Source organism: Actinoplanes sp. NPDC024001 (genome assembly GCF_040638955.1).
Classification (GTDB): Bacteria; Actinomycetota; Actinomycetes; order Mycobacteriales; family Micromonosporaceae; genus Actinoplanes.
This window is the reverse complement of record NZ_JBEZZB010000057.1, coordinates 14,125-32,042: the sequence shown is the minus strand read 5'-3', so window position 1 is coordinate 32,042 and position 17,918 is coordinate 14,125. Positions and strand designations below refer to the sequence as shown.

The following is a 17,918-nucleotide window of genomic DNA, read 5'->3' as shown; positions in this document are numbered from 1 at the left end:
GAGTGCTCCCTGTCATTTCAAAAGAGGGTTGCCGCCGCGCTGGGGCTCCCACATTCTTAAGCTACTGAACGAAGTCCGTCAACGCTGGTGAACCCGGAGGAACGATGGCCGATCTGGTGCACTTGACCGCTGCGGGAGTGAGCCTGGTGCTGGACTGCCGGGGCACCACGCTGCCCGTGATCGTGCACTGGGGCGAGGCCCTCGGCGACCTCACGAACGAGCAGCTCAGCGACCTCGCGCTGGCCGCGGCGCCACAGCCGATCGGGTTCTCCGCCGACACGCCGGTCCGGGTCTCGATGCTGCCCGAGCAGTCCGCCGGATGGCTCGGGCACCCCGGTCTCGCCGGGCACCGCGACGGCCGGGCGTGGTCCAGCGCCTTCACCCTGACCGAGGTCGAGACGGCTGCTTCCCGCGTACGGACGAAGGCGCGTGACCAGGCAGCCGGCCTGGACCTGGAGATCGAACTGGAACTGCACGCCGCAGGCGTGCTGCGCACCCGCGCCCACCTGACCAGCACCGCGCCCGGAACCTACTGGCTGGAGCACCTGATGCTCTTCCTGCCGGTGCCCGCCGAGACCGCCGAGTTGCTCGACTTCACCGGCCACCACCTGCGGGAACGCTCGCCGCAGCGGACCGCGTTCATGCACGGGCTGCGGGTGCGCGAGAACCGGACCGGCCGCACCGGATACGACTCGGCGTTCGTGCTGTGCGCCGGCACCGCCGGGTTCGCCAACCGGCACGGGCGGGTCTGGGGCCTGCACACCGCCTTCTCCGGCGGGGCGAGAACGGTCGCCGAGCGCAACTACCACGGACACTCCGCGCTCGGCGGCGGTGAGCTGCTGCTGCCCGGCGAGGTGGGCCTCGGCGAGGGCGAGACCTACACGACACCCTGGCTCTACGGCTCGTTCGGCGCGGCCGGGCTCGACGAGCTGTCCGGGCGGTTCCACACCTACCTGCGCTCGCGGCCACAGCATCCGCGCACGCCCCGGCCGGTCGTGGTGAACACCTGGGAGGCGGTCTACTTCGACCACGACCTGGGCCGGCTCACCGAGCTGGCGAAGGCGGCCGCGGCCGTCGGCGCGGAACGGTTCGTGCTCGACGACGGCTGGTTCGGCTCGCGCCGCGACGACACCTCCGGCCTGGGCGACTGGGTGGTCTCCCCCGAGGTCTGGCCGGACGGCCTCGGCCCGCTGATCAGCGTGGTCCGCGAGCTGGGCATGGAGTTCGGGCTCTGGGTCGAACCCGAGATGATCAACCCCGACTCGGACCTGGCCCGCGCCCACCCGGACTGGATCATGGCCGCCGGGGACCGGCTCCCGCCGGCCGCTCGCTCTCAGCAGGTGCTCGATCTGGCAAACCCCTCGGCGTACGCATACCTGCGCGCCCGCCTCGACGCCCTGCTCACCGAGTACGACATCGCCTACCTGAAGTGGGACCACAACCGGGACCTGGTCGACGCCGGCCACCCGGCGAGCGGGCGGGCCGGGGTGCACGACCAGACCCACGCCGTCTACCGGCTCCTCGACGAGCTGCGCGAACGGCACCCGGGCGTGGAGATCGAGTCGTGCTCCTCCGGCGGCGGACGGGTCGACCTGGAGATCCTGGCGCGCACCGACCGGATCTGGGCGTCCGACTGCATCGACGCGCACGAGCGGGTGGCGATCCAGCGGTGGACGTCGCTGCTCGTGCCGCTCGAACTGATCGGCTCGCACGTCGGCGCGCCGGTCTCGCACACCACCCACCGCTCGCTGCCGCTGGACATGCGGGCCGGCCAGGCTCTGTTCGGACATTTCGGCATCGAGTGGGATCTGACCTCGGCGTCCCCCGGCGACCGCGACCGGCTGGCCGAGTGGGTCGCCCTCTACAAGGAGATCCGCGGGCTGCTGCACACCGGCACGCTGGTGCACGGCGACGTGGCCGACCCGGCATATTCGGTCACCGGTGTCGTCGGGGAGACCGACGCCTTCTTCGCGCTCACCGCCACCGCGACCAGCGACGCCTACCCGCCTGGCGCGGTCGCCCTGCCCGGACTCGACCCGGACCGGGTCTACCACGTGCGCGCGCAGCCACCCGGTGACGTGCCGGACGGCAACGCCCTGGCGTGGGGCGCTGCGTTACCCTGGTGCACGCCGCAGGGCGTCCGTCTGACCGGGCGTGTGCTCGGCTCCTCCGGGCTGCGGCTCCCGGTGATGTACCCCGACCGCGTTCTGCTCGTGCGCGCCACGGTTGATCCTTCCCAAGGCGGTGACTGAGTGAGAGAAACGGTCGGAGACGCCCGGCCGGGCCGTGGGCGCCGTCCGGCAGCCCGGGAGAGCATCCTCGACGCCATCCGCGCCTCCGAACCACTGAGCCGGGTCGAGCTGGCCGCGATGACCGGGCTCACCGAGGCGGCGGTGTCGATGACCGTGCGCCGACTGCTGGAGGAGGGCCTGGTCGTCGAGACCGGGCGCACCCCGACCGGCGGCAAGCCGCGGACGCTGCTGCGGCTCGACCCGGCGGCCCGGCTCGCGGTCGGCGTCTACCTGGACCGGGACGTCACCACGTACGTGCTGACCGGCCAGACCGGCGGCGTCATCTCCCGGCTCGCCCGGCCCGCACCGACCGGCGACCTGCTCCCCCAGCTGACCAGCGAGATCGGCACCCTGCTCGCCGGATCCGGCGTCGACCGGGCCCGCTGCCTCGGCGTCGGCGTCGTCTGGCCGGGGCCGCGCGGCAGCATGGCCCGCTTCGACGACGCCCCGCCGCACCTGCGCGGCTGGGACAGCGAGGAACTCGGCCGGCGGCTCGCCGCATCGACCGGCTGGCCGGTGCTGGTGGAGAACGACGCGACCGCCGCGGCGGTCGGTGAGTACTGGGTGGCCCGGGTCGGGCCGGAACAGGCGTTCGCCGCGCTCTACATGGGCAGTGGCATCGGCTCCGGCATCGTCGTCGAGGGCCGGGCGATGCGCGGCGGGCACGGGGCGGCCGGGGAGTTCGGGCACGTCTGCGTGCAGGTGGACGGGCCGGAATGCTGGTGCGGCAGCCGCGGCTGCCTGGAGATCCTGGCCGGGCCGCGGACCGTGGTGACCACGGCCCGCGCCGACCCGGCAGCGGTCGCCGAGGCGGGTCTGGACCCGTCCGCCGGGCGCAGCGTCGCCGCCGACTTCGCCGCGATCGCCCGGGCCGCGCGGGCCGGCGCGCCCCGCTGCCTGGCGCTGCTGGAGGATTCCGCCCGCTATGTGGCGGCCGCCGCCGAGTCGGTGGTGAACCTGCTCGACATCGACCTGGTGGTGCTCACCGGGCCGGGCTTCGCGGCCGCGTCGTTCGTCTACGGCCCGGCGATCATGCGCCGGGTGTCGGCGGCCGACACGCGCACGTGGCGGCGCTCGGTGACCGTGACGGTGTCGCTGGCCGCCGCAACGGCCTCGGCCACCGGCGCGGCGGCCCTGGTCCTCCAGTCCCACCTGCGGCGTTGATGCCACCAGCGGCGCTGATCTCACTCACCCGGCCACCTGCGGCGCTGATCTCACCCACCCCGCCGCCCGCGGCTCCGATGTCACCCACCCCGCCGCCCGCGGCTCCGTTGTCACCCACCCGGCCACGCGCGGCGCTGATGTCACCCACCCCGCCGCCCGCGGCTCCGTTGTCACCCACCCGGCCACGCGCGGCGCTGATGTCACTCGCCCAGCGGCTGTGGCGCTGATGTCACTCGCCCAGCGGCTGCGGGCCGTCGGCTACGAGCCGACCGCGCTGGCCACCGCGCCAGGCGGGGTGATCGCGTCGGCGGCGCTGGTCACGCTCGCCGACGGCAGCCGGGTCTTCGCCAAGACCCTCGACGGCGCCGACGTCTTCACCGCGGAAGCCGACGGGCTGCGAGCGCTGGCCACGCTGGGCGGCGCGACCACCCCGCGCGTGCTGCTGACCGCGCCGGACCTGCTGGTCCTGGAGGCACTGCACCCCGCGCTGAACGGCGAGGACTTCTGGGAACGGGCCGGCCGCATGCTCGCCGGCGTTCACACCAGCGCGGTCTCCGACCGCTTCGGCTGGCACACCGACGGCTGGCTGGGCCGGTTGCGGCAGCACAACACGTGGACCACCGACGGGTACGAATTCTTCGCACGCCACCGCATCCTGCGCTGGTTGACCGAGCCGCTGGTCTCGTCAGCCTTCGACGCGGCCGACCGGGCCGCCCTGGAGCGACTGTGCACGGCACTGCCGGAGATCATCCCGCCGCAGCCGCCGGTCCTGAACCACGGCGACCTGTGGCCGGGCAACGTGCTGTCCACGGCGGACGGCTCGCCCGCCTTCATCGACCCGGCGGTCTCCTACACCTGGGCCGAGTCGGATCTGTCGATGATGTGGTCAGCGAACCGGCCGCCGGAGTCAGACCGGTTCTTCCCGGCGTGTGCCGAGGTCGCGCCCCTGCGGGCGGGGTGGCGGGAGCGGATGCCGATCCTGCATCTGCGCGAGCTGCTGAGCATCATCGCCCACGGTGATGATGACTGGGGGGCGGTCGCCGCGGTCCGCGAGGTCATAGCGCCCTTCGCCCGCCGCTGACAGTCCCTCCCGCTTCGCAGGCCGCCCCGGTGACCGCTCGCCGCCACCGGCTCGCCGCCTGGCCGAGCAATCACGGCTGACCGCCAGTGCTGCCTTCTCGCCCTTGAGACAGCCCTGACCGTCAGCCCGGTGACTGGGCTGACGCTCAGGGCGGCCTGCACGCCCAGAACACGACACTGACAGCCAGCCCGCCCAACCAGCTGCGCCCTGGAGCTGCCTCGGCCAGCCCGACACGACACTGGCGGACAGCCGAGCAAACCGGCTGACAGCCAGGACAGCCAACACGCTCCGAACACAACACTGGCAGGCAGCCGAGCAAACCGGCTGACAGCCAGGACAGCCAACACGCTCCGGACACAACACTGGCAGGCAGCCGAGCAAACCGGCTGACAGCCAGGACAGCCAACGCGCTCCGGACACGACACTGGCAGGCAGCCGGGTGAACCGGCTGGCAGCCAGGACACCGGACATGCTTCGGATACGACACTGGCGGGCAGCTGGGCGAAGCGGCTGACGGCCTGGGCGGGCGACCGGGGGCGCGGGGCGGCTCGGGGAAACTTATGCTCGGCGATATGACGGGGATGAATGGGCGACGCCCGAGCGGGCTGGTGGTGGGGTCGCTGATCGCGATCTCGTTCGGCACGGTGTTCGTGATGACCAACAGCGGTGGCCTGCCGGCGCCCTGGCCGCTGGTGTTGCGGGTGGCGGCTGCGGTGGTCGCGGTCGGACTGCTTCTCGAGCTGTTCCGCACGGCGCGGGTGGCGCAGGAGACCCCGCCGCCCGGGGGCGGGTATGGCGACCGCCGGTATCTGGCGATCGTCGCGGTCGAGGTGGTTGCGCTGTTCGGCGGTCTCGCGGTGATCAACCAGGTGCTGGAGTGGCCGGAGGTGACGATCGCCTGGGTGGCCCTGGTGGTGGGCGTGCACTTCTTCGGGCTGGCGTGGGTGTGGCGGATGCCGCTCTACCACTGGCTGGGCGCAGCGATGACCGTGCTGGGCCTCGGTGGCTTCCTCGCCTACGCCCTGGGCGCTTCGGCGGCGACCATCGAACTGATCGCCGGCGTGGGATCAGGAGTGGCGCTGTTCGCGACGGTGGCGGTGGCCCTGCGCGTAGCACGCCAATCCCGGGAGCTGACGCCCGCCTGACGGGCAACGGTGGCGGTGCGCGTGGCACGCCAATCCCGGAAGCTGACGCCCGCCTGACGGGCAACGGTGGCGGTGCGCGTGGCACGCCAATCCCGGAAGCTGACGCCCGCCTGACGGGCGGCGGTGAGGCCGCCCGGGGTGCGCGAGGGCCTGCGCGCCCCGGGCGGTGCCGGTCAGCGGCGTAGTTCGCCCAGCCGGCGCTCCGGGTTGGGGGCGGCGTCGGCCAGCGTCTTGGTGTACTCGTGCCGCGGGTTGAGGATCACGTCGTCGGCGGGGCCTCGTTCGACGATCTCGCCCTTGTACATCACCAGGATCTCGTCGGAGAAGTGCCGGGCCGTCGCCAGGTCGTGGGTGATGTAAAGGACACCCAGGTCCTCCTCGCGCTGCAGGGTCGCCAGCAGGTTGAGCACGCCCAGGCGGATGGAGACGTCCAGCATCGACACCGGCTCGTCGGCGATGAGCACGCCGGGCTCGGGGGCCAGGGCCCGGGCGATGGCCACCCGCTGGCGCTGGCCGCCGGAGAGTTCGTGCGGGCGGCGCTTGGCGACGTTCTCGGCGGGGGTCAGCCGTACGCGTTCCAGCAGGTGCAGGACGCGGCGGTGGACTTCGGCGTCGGTCATCTTCGGATGGTGCAGGCGGATCGGGCGTTCCAGGTGGTGGGCGACGCTGTGGAACGGGTTCAGCGAGGCGAACGGGTCCTGGAAGACCATCTGCACGGTCCGCCGGTATTCGGCCAGGCCGGAACCGCGGCGGGCCACCGGTTTGCCGTCGAGCAGGATCTCGCCGGAGGTGGGCTGTTCCAGTTGGAGCAGCAGCTTCGCGATGGTGGACTTGCCGCTGCCGCTCTGGCCGACCAGCGCCACGGTGCGGCTGTGGTCGAGGGTGAAGCTGACGTCGTTCACCGCGCGCAGCGTGCTCATGCGCAGGCCGTCGCGCAGCCGGTAGTCCTTGACCAGGTTGCGCACTTCCAGGGTGGTCATGACGCCTCCTCGGCGACGGAGACGGCGTCCAGGGCGAGCAGACGGTCGTCGATCGCCCCGCGGACGAACGAGCCGCGGTCCCCGGTGAGGCTCGGGAACGACGCCAGCAGCTGCCGGGTGTAGTCGTGCTGAGGGTTGGTGTAGAGGTCCACGGCGTCGCCGAGCTCGACGATCGATCCCTCGCGCATCACCGCGATCCGGTCGCTGATCTCCAGCAGCAGCGGCAGGTCGTGGGTGATGAAGATGACCGCGAAGCCGAGTTCGTCGCGCAGCCGGGTGATCTCGCGCAGGATCTCCCGCTGCACCACCACGTCCAGCGCGGTGGTCGGCTCGTCCATGATCATGATCTGCGGTTCGAGGGCCATCGCCATCGCGATCATCACGCGCTGCCGCATGCCGCCGGAGAGCTCGTGCGGATAGGCGGCGAGCCGCGCCCGGTCCACGCCGACGCGTTCCAGCAGGTCGCCGCAGCGCTGCCGGCGTTCGCGCTTGCCCAGCTCCGGCCGGTGGGTCTCGAAGATGTCCTCGAACTGGTCGCGGATCGAGATGACCGGGTTCAGCGAGTTCATCGCGCCCTGGAAGACCATGGAGATCTTGTCCCAGCGGGCCGCCCGCAGGTCCTCGGGCGAGAGGTCGCCCCAGTCGATGTCGTAACCCTCACGGGAGTGGAACACCGCGTGCCCACGCGTGATCATGGCCGGCGGCTTGAGGAGGCGGACGATCCCGTACGCCAGGGTGCTCTTGCCGCAGCCGCTCTCCCCGGCCAGACCGAGGACTTCGCCGCGCTTGAGCTCGAAGCTCACGTCCTTGACCGCGTGCACGACCGGATCGACGAGATAGTCGACGCTGAAGTTCTCGACCGTCAACACAGGATGGCTCACAGCGTGGACTCCTTGGCCTTGCGCAGCTGGTCGCGAGACATCCGCCAGCCGCGGCGGGCGGCCCGGGTCTGGTTGCGCAGCTTCGGGTTGATGATCTCGTCGATCGAGAAGTTGATCAGCGACAGGGCGGCGCCGAACAGGGCCAGCATGAGACCCGGCGGCACGAACCACCACCAGGCGCCGAGCCGCAGGGCCAGGCCGTTCTGCGCGTAGTAGAGCATGGTGCCCCAGGTGAACGACCCGCTGGCGCCCAGGCCCAGGTAGGAGAGGCCGGCCTCGCCGAGGATCGCGAAGATGACCGCGAAGACCACCTGGGAGGCGAGCAGCGGAACCAGGTTGGGCAGGATCTCGACGAACAGGATCCGCCAGCGCTTCTCCCCCGCCACCCGGCAGGCCAGCACGTAGTCGCGGCTGCGCAGGCTGAGCGTGGACCCGCGCAGCACCCGGGCCGAGCCGGCCCAGCTGGTGATCGCGAGGACCACCGAGACCAGCAGGATGCTCTTGTCCGGCACGTACGCGCTGATCACGATCACCACGGGCAGGCCGGGGATGACCAGCATGATGTTGGTGAACAGGGAGAACGCCTCGTCGACCCAGCCACCGGCGTAGGCGCCGACGATGCCGAAGAAGGCGGACAGGATCAGGGTCAGCACGCCGACGATCAGGCCGACCAGCAGCGAGCCGCGGGTGGCGTACGCGAGCTGGGCCAGCACGTCCTGACCGGTCTGGGTGGTGCCGAGCAGGTGCTCGCTGCTCGGCCCGGCCAGGCCGATGTCGCTGACCCGCGACGGGTCCTGGACGAACAGCGGGCCGAGCAGCCCGAAGAGCAGGATGACCCCGCCGATGATCAGGCCGGCGGCCAGTTTGCCGGTCATCGGCGGCAGGGCGAACCGGCGCTTGCGGCTGGGGACCGGGGTGTCCGCCGGTACGGCCTCGGCGGTCTGCGTGGTGAGAGTCATGGGTCGGCTCCTCTCAGCTCCGCGCCCGGGTGCGCGGGTCGATCACCGAGTACAGGAGGTCGACCAGCAGGTTCGCGCCCAGTACCGACAACGTGATGATCAGGAAGATGCCCTGCATGAGGGCGTAGTCGTTGCCGCCGACGGCCTGCAGCAGCGCCGAGCCGATGCCCGGGTAGGAGAAGACCGCCTCGGTGACGATGGACCCGGCCACCACGAAGCCGAGCGAGATGGCGAACCCGGAGATGGACGGCAGGACCGCGTTGCGGGCCGCGTACCGGCGCATGATCCGGCCGTTGCGCAGGCCCTTCGCCTCGGCGGTGACCATGTAGTCCTCGGAGAGGGTGGACACCATCATGTTGCGCATGCCGAGCATCCAGCCGCCGACCGAGCTGATGATGATGGTCAGCGCCGGCAGGGTGCCGTAGTAGATCACCGAGCCGATGAACGCGCCGTTCCAGCCGGGAGTGACGTTGTAGACGTCGTACCCGCCGTTGAGCGGGAACAGCGGCCAGACGCTGCCGAACAGGAAGAGCAGGATCAGTGCCAGCCAGAAGTACGGCACCGACTGGAACATCGTGGTGACCGGGATCAGGTTGTCCAGCCAGGACCCCCGTTTCCAGCCGGCGAGGGTGCCGAGACCCACGCCGGCCAGAAACGAGATGATCGTGGCCAGTCCGATCAGGCCGATGGTCCAGGGCAGGGTCTGCCCGATGATGTCGATGACCGAGGCGGGGAAGAACGTCACCGACACACCCAGGTCACCGGTGGCCAGCCCGGACAGGTAGTCCAGGTACTGGCCCCAGAGCGGCTGGCTGGAGTCGGTGCCGAGCATCGCCTCGATCGACGCCCGGGTTTCCGGGCTGACCGGCCCCTTCTGGCCGAGTTTCGAGATCATGATCTCGACCGGGTCGCCCGGCATGAGTCGCGGGATGAAGAAGTTGACCGTGAGCGCGGCCCAGAGGGCGGCCAGGTAGAACCCGACCTTCCGGAGCAGGAACATGGGTTACTTCGCCGCCGGCTTCAGGTTGGACAGGACGATGCCGTTGTCCCACGCCTTCCAGGTGGCGGGCAGCGCGTACTTGTTGTCGTCGGTGGGCCAGCCGGTGGCGTTGGCGGTGCTGAACTCGGTCAGCATCGAGTTCAGGTAGATCGGGATGTACGGCAGGTCCCGTACGATCTCGGTCTGGATCTTGGCGTATTCGGCCTTCTGCGCGTTCTCGTCGTTGGTGGCCGACGCCGCCTCGATGGCCTTGTCCACGATCGCGTTGCTGTAGCGGGAGTAGTTGCCGCTGGTGCCGGCCGCCTCGCCCACCTTGGCGGTGGTCTTGGTGACGTACTTCAGGCTGTAGGTCGCGAACGGGTTGGTGGACGCGCCCAGGCCGATCGAGTCCAGCGACAGCTGGTACTTGCCCTGCACCTGGTTGTTGTTCCACTCGTTCCAGGACAGCTGGGACGGCTTGAGCTCGATGCCGACCTCCTTGAGCTGCTGGGACATCGCGTCGTTCAGCGAGATGTAGTCGCTCCAGCCGGTGACGGTCTGGATGGTCAGCGAGAGGCGCTCGCCGCCCTTGGCCCGGATGCCGTCGCTGCCCTTGACCCAGCCGGCCGCGTCGAGGACCTGGTTCGCCTTGGCGGCGTCCGGGGCGCCCGGGATGGTGAGGTTCGCCGGGTCGGCGATCCACTTCTTGTCCCGCTCCGGCGGCAGCATCGTCGGGGACGCGGTCTTCGCGAAGCCACCACCGGCCAGCTTGTTCAGCTGGTCGCGGTTGAGCGCGTGGTAGATGGCCTGCCGTACGGCGACGTCCGTCTGCGGGCCCTTGCAGCCGAGGGCCGCGTTGGCGCAGGTGAAGATCGACGTGGTCATCGCCGGGGTGTTGACGTACGTCAGGTTCTTGTTGCTGGCGATCAGCTGGTCGAGGCCGGGCAGGAAGGAGCTCATCCAGTCGACCTGGCCGGCGGTCAGCGCGGCGCTCGCGGCGTCGGCGGTGGCCAGCGAGATGTACCGGACGTTCTGGATCTGCGGCTTGTCCGGCTGCCAGTAGCCCGGGTTCTTCTCCATCATGTAGCTCTGCGCGGTGAACTGCTTGAGCTTGTACGGCCCGGTGCCGACCGGGTTCTGGTTGATGGTCTTCGCCGGGTCGTCGACCTTGCTCCAGATGTGCTCCGGAATGATCGCGGTGTTACCGACGATCGACGCCTCTTCGGTGTACGAGGTCGCGGGGAACGTCAGCACGACGGTCTTGTCGTCCTTGGCCTCGGCCGACGTCAGCTTCAGGCCCGTCGCGTTGATCGCCGGGGTGCGACGGATCAGGTCGAAGGTGAAGGCCACGTCCTTGGCGGTGAACGGCTGACCGTCGGTCCACTTCACGCCCTCCCGGACGTTGATGGTCAGCTGCTTGCCGTCCGGGCTCCACGAGTGCCCGGTGGCCAGCATCGGGGTGGGCTGCGCCTCGGTGGCGAAGTTGAAGTAGTAGAGCGGCTCGTAGATGAGCCCCTGGGTGGGCTGCAGGAACGTCGGGGAGAACGGGTTCCAGTTCTCCACGATCGTGCCGGTTGCTCCGTTGAAGACGGTAACCGTGCTGTTGGCGCCGTTGGTCCCTGATTTGTTGCCGCCGGAGGAGTCGGAACAGCCGGTCATGGCGAGCGCCACCGCGGCCGTGGCCGCGACGACCGCGCCGGCCCGGCGGCCGCGGCGGGTGAAGAGGTCATACATCAGCGAATCCCTCGTTCGGATCGCCACCGGGGGCGGCGAGTGAAGCGGTTCAGTGCACCGCGGAAGTGCGGCGCGGATCACCTTCGACGGCCATTATTAAGTCGCTTAAGTTTGCTCTGTCAAGAGCAGGTTTCCGGTCGTCGCTCAGTACGTCAGTTCGCGACCCGGCGCGAAACGTGGAGAACCGTCGATGTCTCGCCCATCGACCCCGATCACGGTCTCCGTGCCCCTGGGCGGAAAACCCGGCACAGACCCTTGACCCCTTAGTTAACTCATTTTAGATTCTGCGGATACCCAGGATGGCCACCACTGCGGCCGTCCGGTCCGCGGCGTCCCTGCGACCCCGGCGGGCGAGCAAAAACGGCCATTGACAATCATGAAATCTTCAGCGCATCGTGGGAGCGCTCCCAGCTCACCCGTCCCCCGGGAGCACCCCACGACCGTCCGCCACGCACCCGGCGGACAGGGAGGAACCCATGAAATCGAAATGGTGGGGCGGCCTCGCGGCCGTGCTGACCGCCGGTGCCGCGGCGCTCACACTGGCCCAGCCCGCCCAGGCCGCCGCAGGATTCACCGTCTCCGGCAGCCGCATCCTCGACGCCAACGGCAACACCTTCGTGATGCGCGGCGTCAACCACGCACACACCTGGTACCAGGACCGCACCCCGCAGGCCCTCGCGGACATCAAGGCCCTGGGCGCCAACACCGTCCGGGTGGTGCTCGGCAGCGGACAGCGCTGGGGACCGGACAGCGCCGCCAACGTGTCCGCCGTGATCAGCCAGTGCAAGGCCAACCGGCTGATCTGCGTGCTCGAGGTCCACGACACCACCGGGTACGGCGAGCAGTCCGGCGCCGCCACCCTGGCCCAGGCCGTCGACTACTGGATCTCGATCAAGAGCGCCCTGGACGGCCAGGAGAACTTCGTCATCCTCAACATCGGCAACGAGCCGTACGGCAACGGCTCCACCGCCACCAACTGGACCGCCGACACGAAGACCGCGATCACCCGGCTGCGCTCCGCCGGCTTCCAGCACCAGATCATGGTGGACGCGCCGAACTGGGGCCAGGACTGGCAGTTCATCATGCGCGACAACGCCGCCTCGGTGTTCGCCGCCGACCCGCAGAAGAACACGGTGTTCTCGATCCACATGTACGGCGTCTTCGACACCGCCGCCGAGATCACCGACTACCTGGGCCGGTTCCAGAGCGCCAACCTCCCGATCGTGGTCGGCGAGTTCGGCTTCGACCACTCCGACGGCAACCCCGACGAGGACACCATCTTCGCCACCGCGCAGCAGCGCGGCATCGGTTACCTGGGCTGGTCCTGGTCCGGCAACGGCGGCGGCGTCGAGTACCTCGACATGGTCACCGGCTTCAACGCGTCGCAGCTGACCACCTGGGGCCAGCGGATCTTCAACGGCGCGAACGGCATCAAGGCGACCTCGAAGGAGGCCACCGTCTTCGGCGGCGTGCAGCCGTCGCCGTCGTCCAGCTCGTCATCGCCGTCACCGTCGCCGTCGGTCTCCGTCTCGCCCAGCAACCCGGGCGGCGGCGGGGCGTGCACCGCGACCTACACGGTGAACAACTCCTGGCCGGGCGGCTTCCAGGGCACGGTCACGGTCAAGGCCGGCTCGGCCGCCATCAACGGCTGGACCGTCACCTGGACCTGGCCCGACGGGCAGCGCTTCACCAACACCTGGAACGCGACCGTGACCAGCTCCGGCGACACGGTCACGGCCCGCAACGCCGGCTACAACGGCAAGCTCTCCGCCGGCGGCGAGGCCAGCTTCGGCTTCACCGCCTCGCGAGGCGCGAGCAACACCGCTCCGGCCCCGGTCACCTGCGCCGCGAGCTGAGCATCCCCACCGGCCGGTGCCGCGGGCTCGCCTGCCGCGGCACCGGCTCCCTCAGATGTACGGGTGACGGACAGCCCCGCCCAGCGACGCGAGGCAGCGGGCCGTCCCGGTCCCCACGCGACCGCCGGGCGTAAGCAGTCCCTCACCGGACCCACCCCCGCCCCCACAAAGCCCCCGCACCGGATGGCCTCGCCGCGCCTCCCACCCGCGCAACCACATCCCCGAACCCGCGACACCCAGCCCCAGCCGAACCACCCAGCCGCCAACAAGAGCGGCCTCACGCAACGGAACACGACACTCAGCGCCAGCCGGACCGCCCGGCCGCCAACAAGAGCGGCCTCACGCGGCGGGACACGACACCCAGCGCCAGCCCAACCGCCCGGCCGGCAGCAGGTGCCGCCTCGCGCAACCGCACACAACACCCAGCACCAGCCCGACCGCCCGGCCGCCAACAAGAGCGGCCTCACGCGGCGGGACACGACACCCAGCGCCAGCCCAACCGCCCGGCCGGCGGCAAGAGCTGCCTCACGCGACCGCACACAACACCCAGCAGCAGCCCGACCGCCCGGCCGCCAACAAGGGCTGCCTCACGCGGCGGGACACGACACCCAGCGCCAGCCGGACCGGGCGGCTGGCAGCAAGAGCTGCCTCACGCGACCGCACACGACACTCGGCGCCAGCCGGGCCGGGCGGCTGGCGGCAAGTGCGGTCTCAGGCGGCGGGACGCGACGGTCAGTGCCAGCCGGGCCGGGGGCGCGCGGGGATCGCGACTCGCCACGTGGCGCGGTGGGTTCTCAGCGGATGGCGTAGTTCTGGAGGGCCGGCTCCAGCAGGGTGAACGCCTCCCGCGCCTGGGCCGACACCACCCGGGCGATCTCCTCGTCGGGGTGGCCGTCGAGCGTGCGCCACAGGATCTCGTCGAAGAGCAGGCGCAGCACGCCGCCCAGCTGCACCGCCGCGACGCGCGGGCCGATCGCGCCGGGCGCCGCACCGGTCTCCTCCGCCAGCGCGCGGGCCAGCGCCCGCTCCCGCTGGTCGTGGAACTCGCGGACCCGGGCGGTCAGCGCCGAGCTCGCGGCGATCATGCGGGCGAAAGCCGGCCCGGAGAAGCCGATCACCGGGTCGTGGGCGGCGATCGCGATCAGCAGGGAGCGGCGCACCGCCGCCAGCGCGGACTCCCCCACCGCCCGGTCGCGGACCGCGGCGGCCGGACCCTGCACGAACGCCTCCTGCAGGTCGAGGGCCAGATCCTCCTTGCGCGGGAAGTAATTGGTGACGGTCATCTTCGCCACCTGGGCCGCGGCGGCCACGTCGGCGATCGTCACGTTGTCGAAGCCGCGCTCCAGGAAGAGCCGGGTGGCCTGCTCGGAGATGTGCGCGCGGGTCTGCTGCTTCTTGCGCGCGCGCAGGCCGGGCGGTGCTTCGCTCATGGCCCGTCACCATAGCAGAAAATAGGCTTGACATATTTTTAGGTCGAGTCTAAGTTTGACGGGTGACAGTCGAAGAGTTCTCCGTGGCCGGCGCCCACGCCGGTCCCTACGCCCTGGTCACCGGGCCCGACAACGCCCTCTGGTTCACCCTGGTGCACAGCGGGCAGGTCGGGCGTTTCGTGCCCGGCGAGCCGGTGACCGTCCACCCGGCCGGCAACGGGCCGACGATCATCACCAACGGGCCCGACGGCGCGCTCTGGTTCACCGAGTTCAAGGCGCACCGCATCGGGCGCGTCACCACCACCGGCGAGGTGACCGCGTTCGCGCCGCCCACGCCGGAGTCCGGGCCGTTCGGCATCTGTGCCGGGCCGGACGGGGCGCTCTGGTTCACGATGAGCGCCGCCGACCGGATCGGCCGCATCACCACCGACGGCGAGATCACCGAGTTCCCGCTGCCGTCCGCCGGCGCCTTCCCGTCCGCGATCACCGCCGGCAGCGACGGCGCGCTCTGGTTCACCATGAACATGGCGAATGCGATCGGCCGCATCGGCACCGACGGCGAGATCACCACCTGTCCGCTGCCCACCGAGGGCGCCGCGCCCGTCGGCATCACCGCCGGCGCCGACGGCGCGCTCTGGTTCGTCGAGATCGGGGCCGGCCAGATCGGCCGGATCACCACCGACGGCACCATCAAGGAGTTCCCGCTGCCCGACCGGGCCGCCCGGCCGCACGCGATCACCGTCGACGGTGACGGCACCCCGTGGTTCACCGAGTGGGGCGCCAACCGGGTCGCCCGCATCGCCGAGGACGGCCAGGTCACCGGCTATGACCTGCCCACTCCCGGCTCGGAGCCGCACGGCATCGCCGTCGGTCCCGACGGGGCGATCTGGACCGCTCTGGAGACCGGCAGCCTGGCCCGCGTCACCCGCTGAGACGAAAGGACCCGATGACCGAGTTCGACCGTCAAGTCCGCAACCTGATCGAGCTGGGCTACCCGGCACAGCTCGAGACACAGCTGGAGCCGCTGCGCGAGGTCGCCACCCGCGCCGGCGACACCCCCGCCGACTCCGAGGCCGGCCGGGTGCCGTTCCTGCTGGTCGTCACCCGGGCGCTGGTCCCGATCGAGGAGATGATGCCGCGCACCAGCCTGACCGGCAAAGGCAGACCCGGCTTCGTCGACCGCACCTTCGAGCCGGGCTCGCTGGAGCGTTTCGTCACCACCCCGGCCGCCGCGCTGCCCGGCCACGAGGCCTATGTGCTGTTCGGCGTCGAGCGCGGCGAGGAGTTCTGCGGCGTGGTGCCCAACGACGCGATGGACGTCATCGCCGGCCGCGACCGCACCCTGCTGACCATCGAGGAGGGCATCGCGCTGATCACCCAGTTCCCGCAGATCCTGGTGAAGAACAAGTGCTTCTCGCTGGGCGGGTCCCGCTCCACCGACCGCCGGGTGCCGGCGCTGTGGATCAGCCAGCGGGCGCCGAAACTCGGCTGGTGCTGGGCCGGCAACCCGCACACCTGGCTCGGCATGGCCTCGGCCGCGGGCCGCGCCGGCGCGTGACGCTCAGTAGGATGAAGGTCATCGATCGGTGACCGTCCGGGAGGAGCCGGCGCGATGGAAATCGTGGACGCCGACATCCCACGGGGCCACGCCGTGCCGCTGGCCCGGCTGCGGCCGGGCCTGGAGCTCGGGCCGGCCCTCCCGGCGGTTGCCCGGCTCGCCACCGGCGAGCTGATCAGCATCGACCCCGACGGGCGGGTGGCGCACCACGGCGACCGGCCCGCCCGCGAGGTCGTCGCCGAGTTCCTCGCCGACACCGGGCTCAGCCACACCGACCTGACCTGGACCGCGGAGGCGGAGGAGGAGCCGACCGCCCGGTCCGTCGCCGAGGCCACGCTGTTCCTGACCGGCGACCCGGACGAGGCGGTGGAGACCCACGGCGACCGGGTGCGGCACGGCGAGCGCAGCGTGCTGGTCGCGCCCGGCCCCTCGCTGCTGGACGCGAGCCAGTGGCAGTCGCTCGCCGACCGCTCCGCCGGGCAGGCCGCCGACCTCATCCGGGATCTTCAGGCGCACCGGCCCACCCGGGCCGAATACTCCCGGGCCGAAGACCTGCTGATCCGGGCCATCGACTACGCGGGTGAGGTGCTCGCCCTCGTTCCGGACGGCGAGCCCGCCGTTCCCGTACGCCATCTGTGGACCGCTGCGGGTCTACAGGCTTGGCGGACCAGCCCGGAGCGCTTCCGCGTACCCCGCCTTGATCGTGACCTGGCGCGGCACCGCCGAGCTCTCGCCGAGTTCGCGGCGGTGTTCGGTCCGCCGCAGGCGGAACGCACCGTCGCCATGACGCCGCCGCTGGCGCGCTCGGGTTTCGACGCCAGCATGTACCTGGACTTTCAGGAGTGCCGGTGCGGTGGCCGGCTGATCTCGGTGGCCGAGCGCACCGCGCCGGGCGACGAGTGGGCGGTGCTGACCGTCAAGGCGCGCTGCAACCGCCGGACCTGGCATCGGTACCGCTACCGGTTCACCGTCGCGGCGGGTGCGCCGGAGACGCCGCACTGGGAGATGTCCGGGCGGCGGGAGCCGTCGCACGTGGTGGATCCCGGTGAGTGGCTGGTGGCGGCGGAGGGGTTCGCCGGCGGGGATCCGCAGATGCACGCCATGAACATGAAGCTGGCCGCGTCGTCGGTGGAGGAGGCGATGCTGTTCGTGCCGCCCGGCGCGGAGGCGATCCCGGAGTCGGAGGTGCGTGGCCGGCGGGGGAAGGCGCTGTACTCGGCGGCGCCGGAGCGGTTCCGGTGGGCGCAGCTGCTGGCGGCGCGGGACGCGTATCTGGCGGCTTCCGGGGCGGAGGATCCGGGCGGTTCGCTGCCGGCGCGCACGGTTGACGAGGCTGTTCTCTTCATGGAGCGGCGGCGGTGCGTGTGCGGGGAGACCGAGCTGCACCGGCGCGAGCGGGAGCTGGCCGGTGACGCGGTGCGGCGGGAGGTCCGGTTCTTCGGGGTCTGCCTGATGTGCCGGCGCAAGCGCGAGTTCGTCTTCACCGTGCCGCGCGACGCCCCGGCCGGCCCGGGTTTCAGCCGGCCCGGTGATGGGCCGTCCGCGTTGCTCGACGCCGGCGAGTTCTGGGCGGCCGGCGAGGAGGACGGCACACCGGAGGCGCTCGCCCGCTCGGTGGCGGTCTGCGACGAATTGCTGGCCCTGATTCCGGACGACGGCACCGAGGTGCCGGAGCAGGAGTTCCGTACGCCGACCGGCCGGATGCTGCGGCGCCGCCAGCCGGAGGTGTTCACCCGCTCGCACCTGACCGCGGAACGGGAGCGCCGGCAGCGGCGGCTCGACGAGTTCCTGACCACAGTTCCCCCGCCGGACGGCTCCCGGGTGTGAGGATCTTGCCTGCTCGGTAGGGCACGACCTCGG

14 protein-coding genes are annotated in these 17,918 nt (G+C 71.2%); 8 read left to right on the top strand and 6 right to left on the bottom strand.

What is annotated here, in order from left to right; translation table 11 throughout:
• Positions 1-104: 104 nt before the first annotated feature.
• The 4 genes from AB0F81_RS22765 to AB0F81_RS22750 all read left to right on the top strand — a co-directional run bounded on the left by AB0F81_RS22765 (position 105) and on the right by AB0F81_RS22750 (position 5,681).
• Positions 105-2,252: an alpha-galactosidase gene (locus tag AB0F81_RS22765; RefSeq protein WP_360200354.1), complete on the top strand. Its 2,148-nt coding sequence runs from the start codon at positions 105-107 to the stop codon at positions 2,250-2,252.
• Positions 2,253-3,455, top strand: coding sequence for an ROK family transcriptional regulator (locus AB0F81_RS22760; RefSeq protein WP_360200352.1), 1,203 nt, complete (start codon positions 2,253-2,255; stop codon positions 3,453-3,455).
• Between the two features lie 226 nt (positions 3,456-3,681).
• Positions 3,682-4,536 (top strand): fructosamine kinase family protein, encoded by an 855-nt coding sequence (locus AB0F81_RS22755; protein WP_360200350.1) that lies wholly within the window; start codon positions 3,682-3,684, stop codon positions 4,534-4,536.
• A gap of 572 nt (positions 4,537-5,108) precedes the next feature.
• Positions 5,109-5,681, top strand: a complete 573-nt coding sequence (locus tag AB0F81_RS22750) for a hypothetical protein (protein WP_360200348.1) — start codon at positions 5,109-5,111, stop codon at positions 5,679-5,681.
• Between the two features lie 173 nt (positions 5,682-5,854).
• On the opposite strand, the gene AB0F81_RS22745 is transcribed toward AB0F81_RS22750, so the two are convergent.
• From AB0F81_RS22745 to AB0F81_RS22725, 5 genes are read right to left on the bottom strand one after another with little or no spacing between them, the layout of a single operon-like run.
• Positions 5,855-6,661: an ATP-binding cassette domain-containing protein gene (locus tag AB0F81_RS22745; protein WP_360200346.1), complete on the bottom strand. Its 807-nt coding sequence runs from the start codon at positions 6,659-6,661 to the stop codon at positions 5,855-5,857.
• Positions 6,658-7,542, bottom strand: a complete 885-nt coding sequence (locus AB0F81_RS22740) for an ABC transporter ATP-binding protein (protein WP_360200344.1) — start codon at positions 7,540-7,542, stop codon at positions 6,658-6,660. The genes AB0F81_RS22745 and AB0F81_RS22740 overlap by 4 nt, the downstream gene beginning before the upstream one ends.
• Positions 7,539-8,501 (bottom strand): ABC transporter permease, encoded by a 963-nt coding sequence (locus tag AB0F81_RS22735; protein WP_360200342.1) that lies wholly within the window; start codon positions 8,499-8,501, stop codon positions 7,539-7,541. Before AB0F81_RS22735 ends, AB0F81_RS22740 begins: the two co-directional genes overlap by 4 nt.
• Positions 8,502-8,514: 13 nt before the next feature.
• Positions 8,515-9,501 (bottom strand): ABC transporter permease, encoded by a 987-nt coding sequence (locus AB0F81_RS22730; protein WP_360200340.1) that lies wholly within the window; start codon positions 9,499-9,501, stop codon positions 8,515-8,517.
• Between the two features lie 3 nt (positions 9,502-9,504).
• Positions 9,505-11,214, bottom strand: a complete 1,710-nt coding sequence (locus AB0F81_RS22725; protein WP_360200338.1) for an ABC transporter substrate-binding protein — start codon at positions 11,212-11,214, stop codon at positions 9,505-9,507.
• Positions 11,215-11,690: 476 nt separating this feature from the next.
• On the opposite strand from AB0F81_RS22725, the gene AB0F81_RS22720 reads away from it, so the two are divergent.
• Positions 11,691-13,070 (top strand): cellulase family glycosylhydrolase, encoded by a 1,380-nt coding sequence (locus tag AB0F81_RS22720; protein ID WP_360200336.1) that lies wholly within the window; start codon positions 11,691-11,693, stop codon positions 13,068-13,070.
• Between the two features lie 794 nt (positions 13,071-13,864).
• Here AB0F81_RS22720 and AB0F81_RS22715 read toward each other — a convergent pair.
• Positions 13,865-14,500 (bottom strand): TetR/AcrR family transcriptional regulator, encoded by a 636-nt coding sequence (locus AB0F81_RS22715; protein ID WP_360200334.1) that lies wholly within the window; start codon positions 14,498-14,500, stop codon positions 13,865-13,867.
• Between the two features lie 62 nt (positions 14,501-14,562).
• Between AB0F81_RS22715 and AB0F81_RS22710 the strand changes: the two genes are divergently transcribed.
• Genes AB0F81_RS22710 through AB0F81_RS22700 form a run of 3 tightly spaced genes read left to right on the top strand, consistent with a single transcriptional unit; the run spans position 14,563 to position 17,885 of the window.
• Positions 14,563-15,432 carry a virginiamycin B lyase gene (locus AB0F81_RS22710; RefSeq protein ID WP_360200332.1) on the top strand — a complete coding sequence of 290 codons (870 nt, stop codon included), beginning with the start codon at positions 14,563-14,565 and terminating at the stop codon, positions 15,430-15,432.
• A 14-nt stretch (positions 15,433-15,446) separates the two neighbouring features.
• On the top strand, positions 15,447-16,058 hold the full coding sequence (locus tag AB0F81_RS22705; protein WP_360200330.1) for a DUF5701 family protein: 612 nt from the start codon (positions 15,447-15,449) through the stop codon (positions 16,056-16,058).
• 54 nt (positions 16,059-16,112) lie between these two features.
• Positions 16,113-17,885, top strand: coding sequence for a hypothetical protein (locus tag AB0F81_RS22700; protein WP_360200328.1), 1,773 nt, complete (start codon positions 16,113-16,115; stop codon positions 17,883-17,885).
• Positions 17,886-17,918: the final 33 nt, after the last annotated feature.

Coding starts and splice junctions, on each gene's coding strand:
- AB0F81_RS22765 (WP_360200354.1), top strand. CDS start 105: ATGGCCGATCTGGTGCACTTGACCGCTGCGGGAGTGAGCCTGGTGCTG.
- AB0F81_RS22755 (WP_360200350.1), top strand. CDS start 3,682: ATGTCACTCGCCCAGCGGCTGCGGGCCGTCGGCTACGAGCCGACCGCG.
- AB0F81_RS22750 (WP_360200348.1), top strand. CDS start 5,109: ATGACGGGGATGAATGGGCGACGCCCGAGCGGGCTGGTGGTGGGGTCG.
- AB0F81_RS22745 (WP_360200346.1), bottom strand. CDS start 6,661: ATGACCACCCTGGAAGTGCGCAACCTGGTCAAGGACTACCGGCTGCGC.
- AB0F81_RS22735 (WP_360200342.1), bottom strand. CDS start 8,501: ATGACTCTCACCACGCAGACCGCCGAGGCCGTACCGGCGGACACCCCG.
- AB0F81_RS22730 (WP_360200340.1), bottom strand. CDS start 9,501: ATGTTCCTGCTCCGGAAGGTCGGGTTCTACCTGGCCGCCCTCTGGGCC.
- AB0F81_RS22725 (WP_360200338.1), bottom strand. CDS start 11,214: ATGTATGACCTCTTCACCCGCCGCGGCCGCCGGGCCGGCGCGGTCGTC.
- AB0F81_RS22720 (WP_360200336.1), top strand. CDS start 11,691: ATGAAATCGAAATGGTGGGGCGGCCTCGCGGCCGTGCTGACCGCCGGT.
- AB0F81_RS22715 (WP_360200334.1), bottom strand. CDS start 14,500: ATGAGCGAAGCACCGCCCGGCCTGCGCGCGCGCAAGAAGCAGCAGACC.
- AB0F81_RS22705 (WP_360200330.1), top strand. CDS start 15,447: ATGACCGAGTTCGACCGTCAAGTCCGCAACCTGATCGAGCTGGGCTAC.
- AB0F81_RS22700 (WP_360200328.1), top strand. CDS start 16,113: ATGGAAATCGTGGACGCCGACATCCCACGGGGCCACGCCGTGCCGCTG.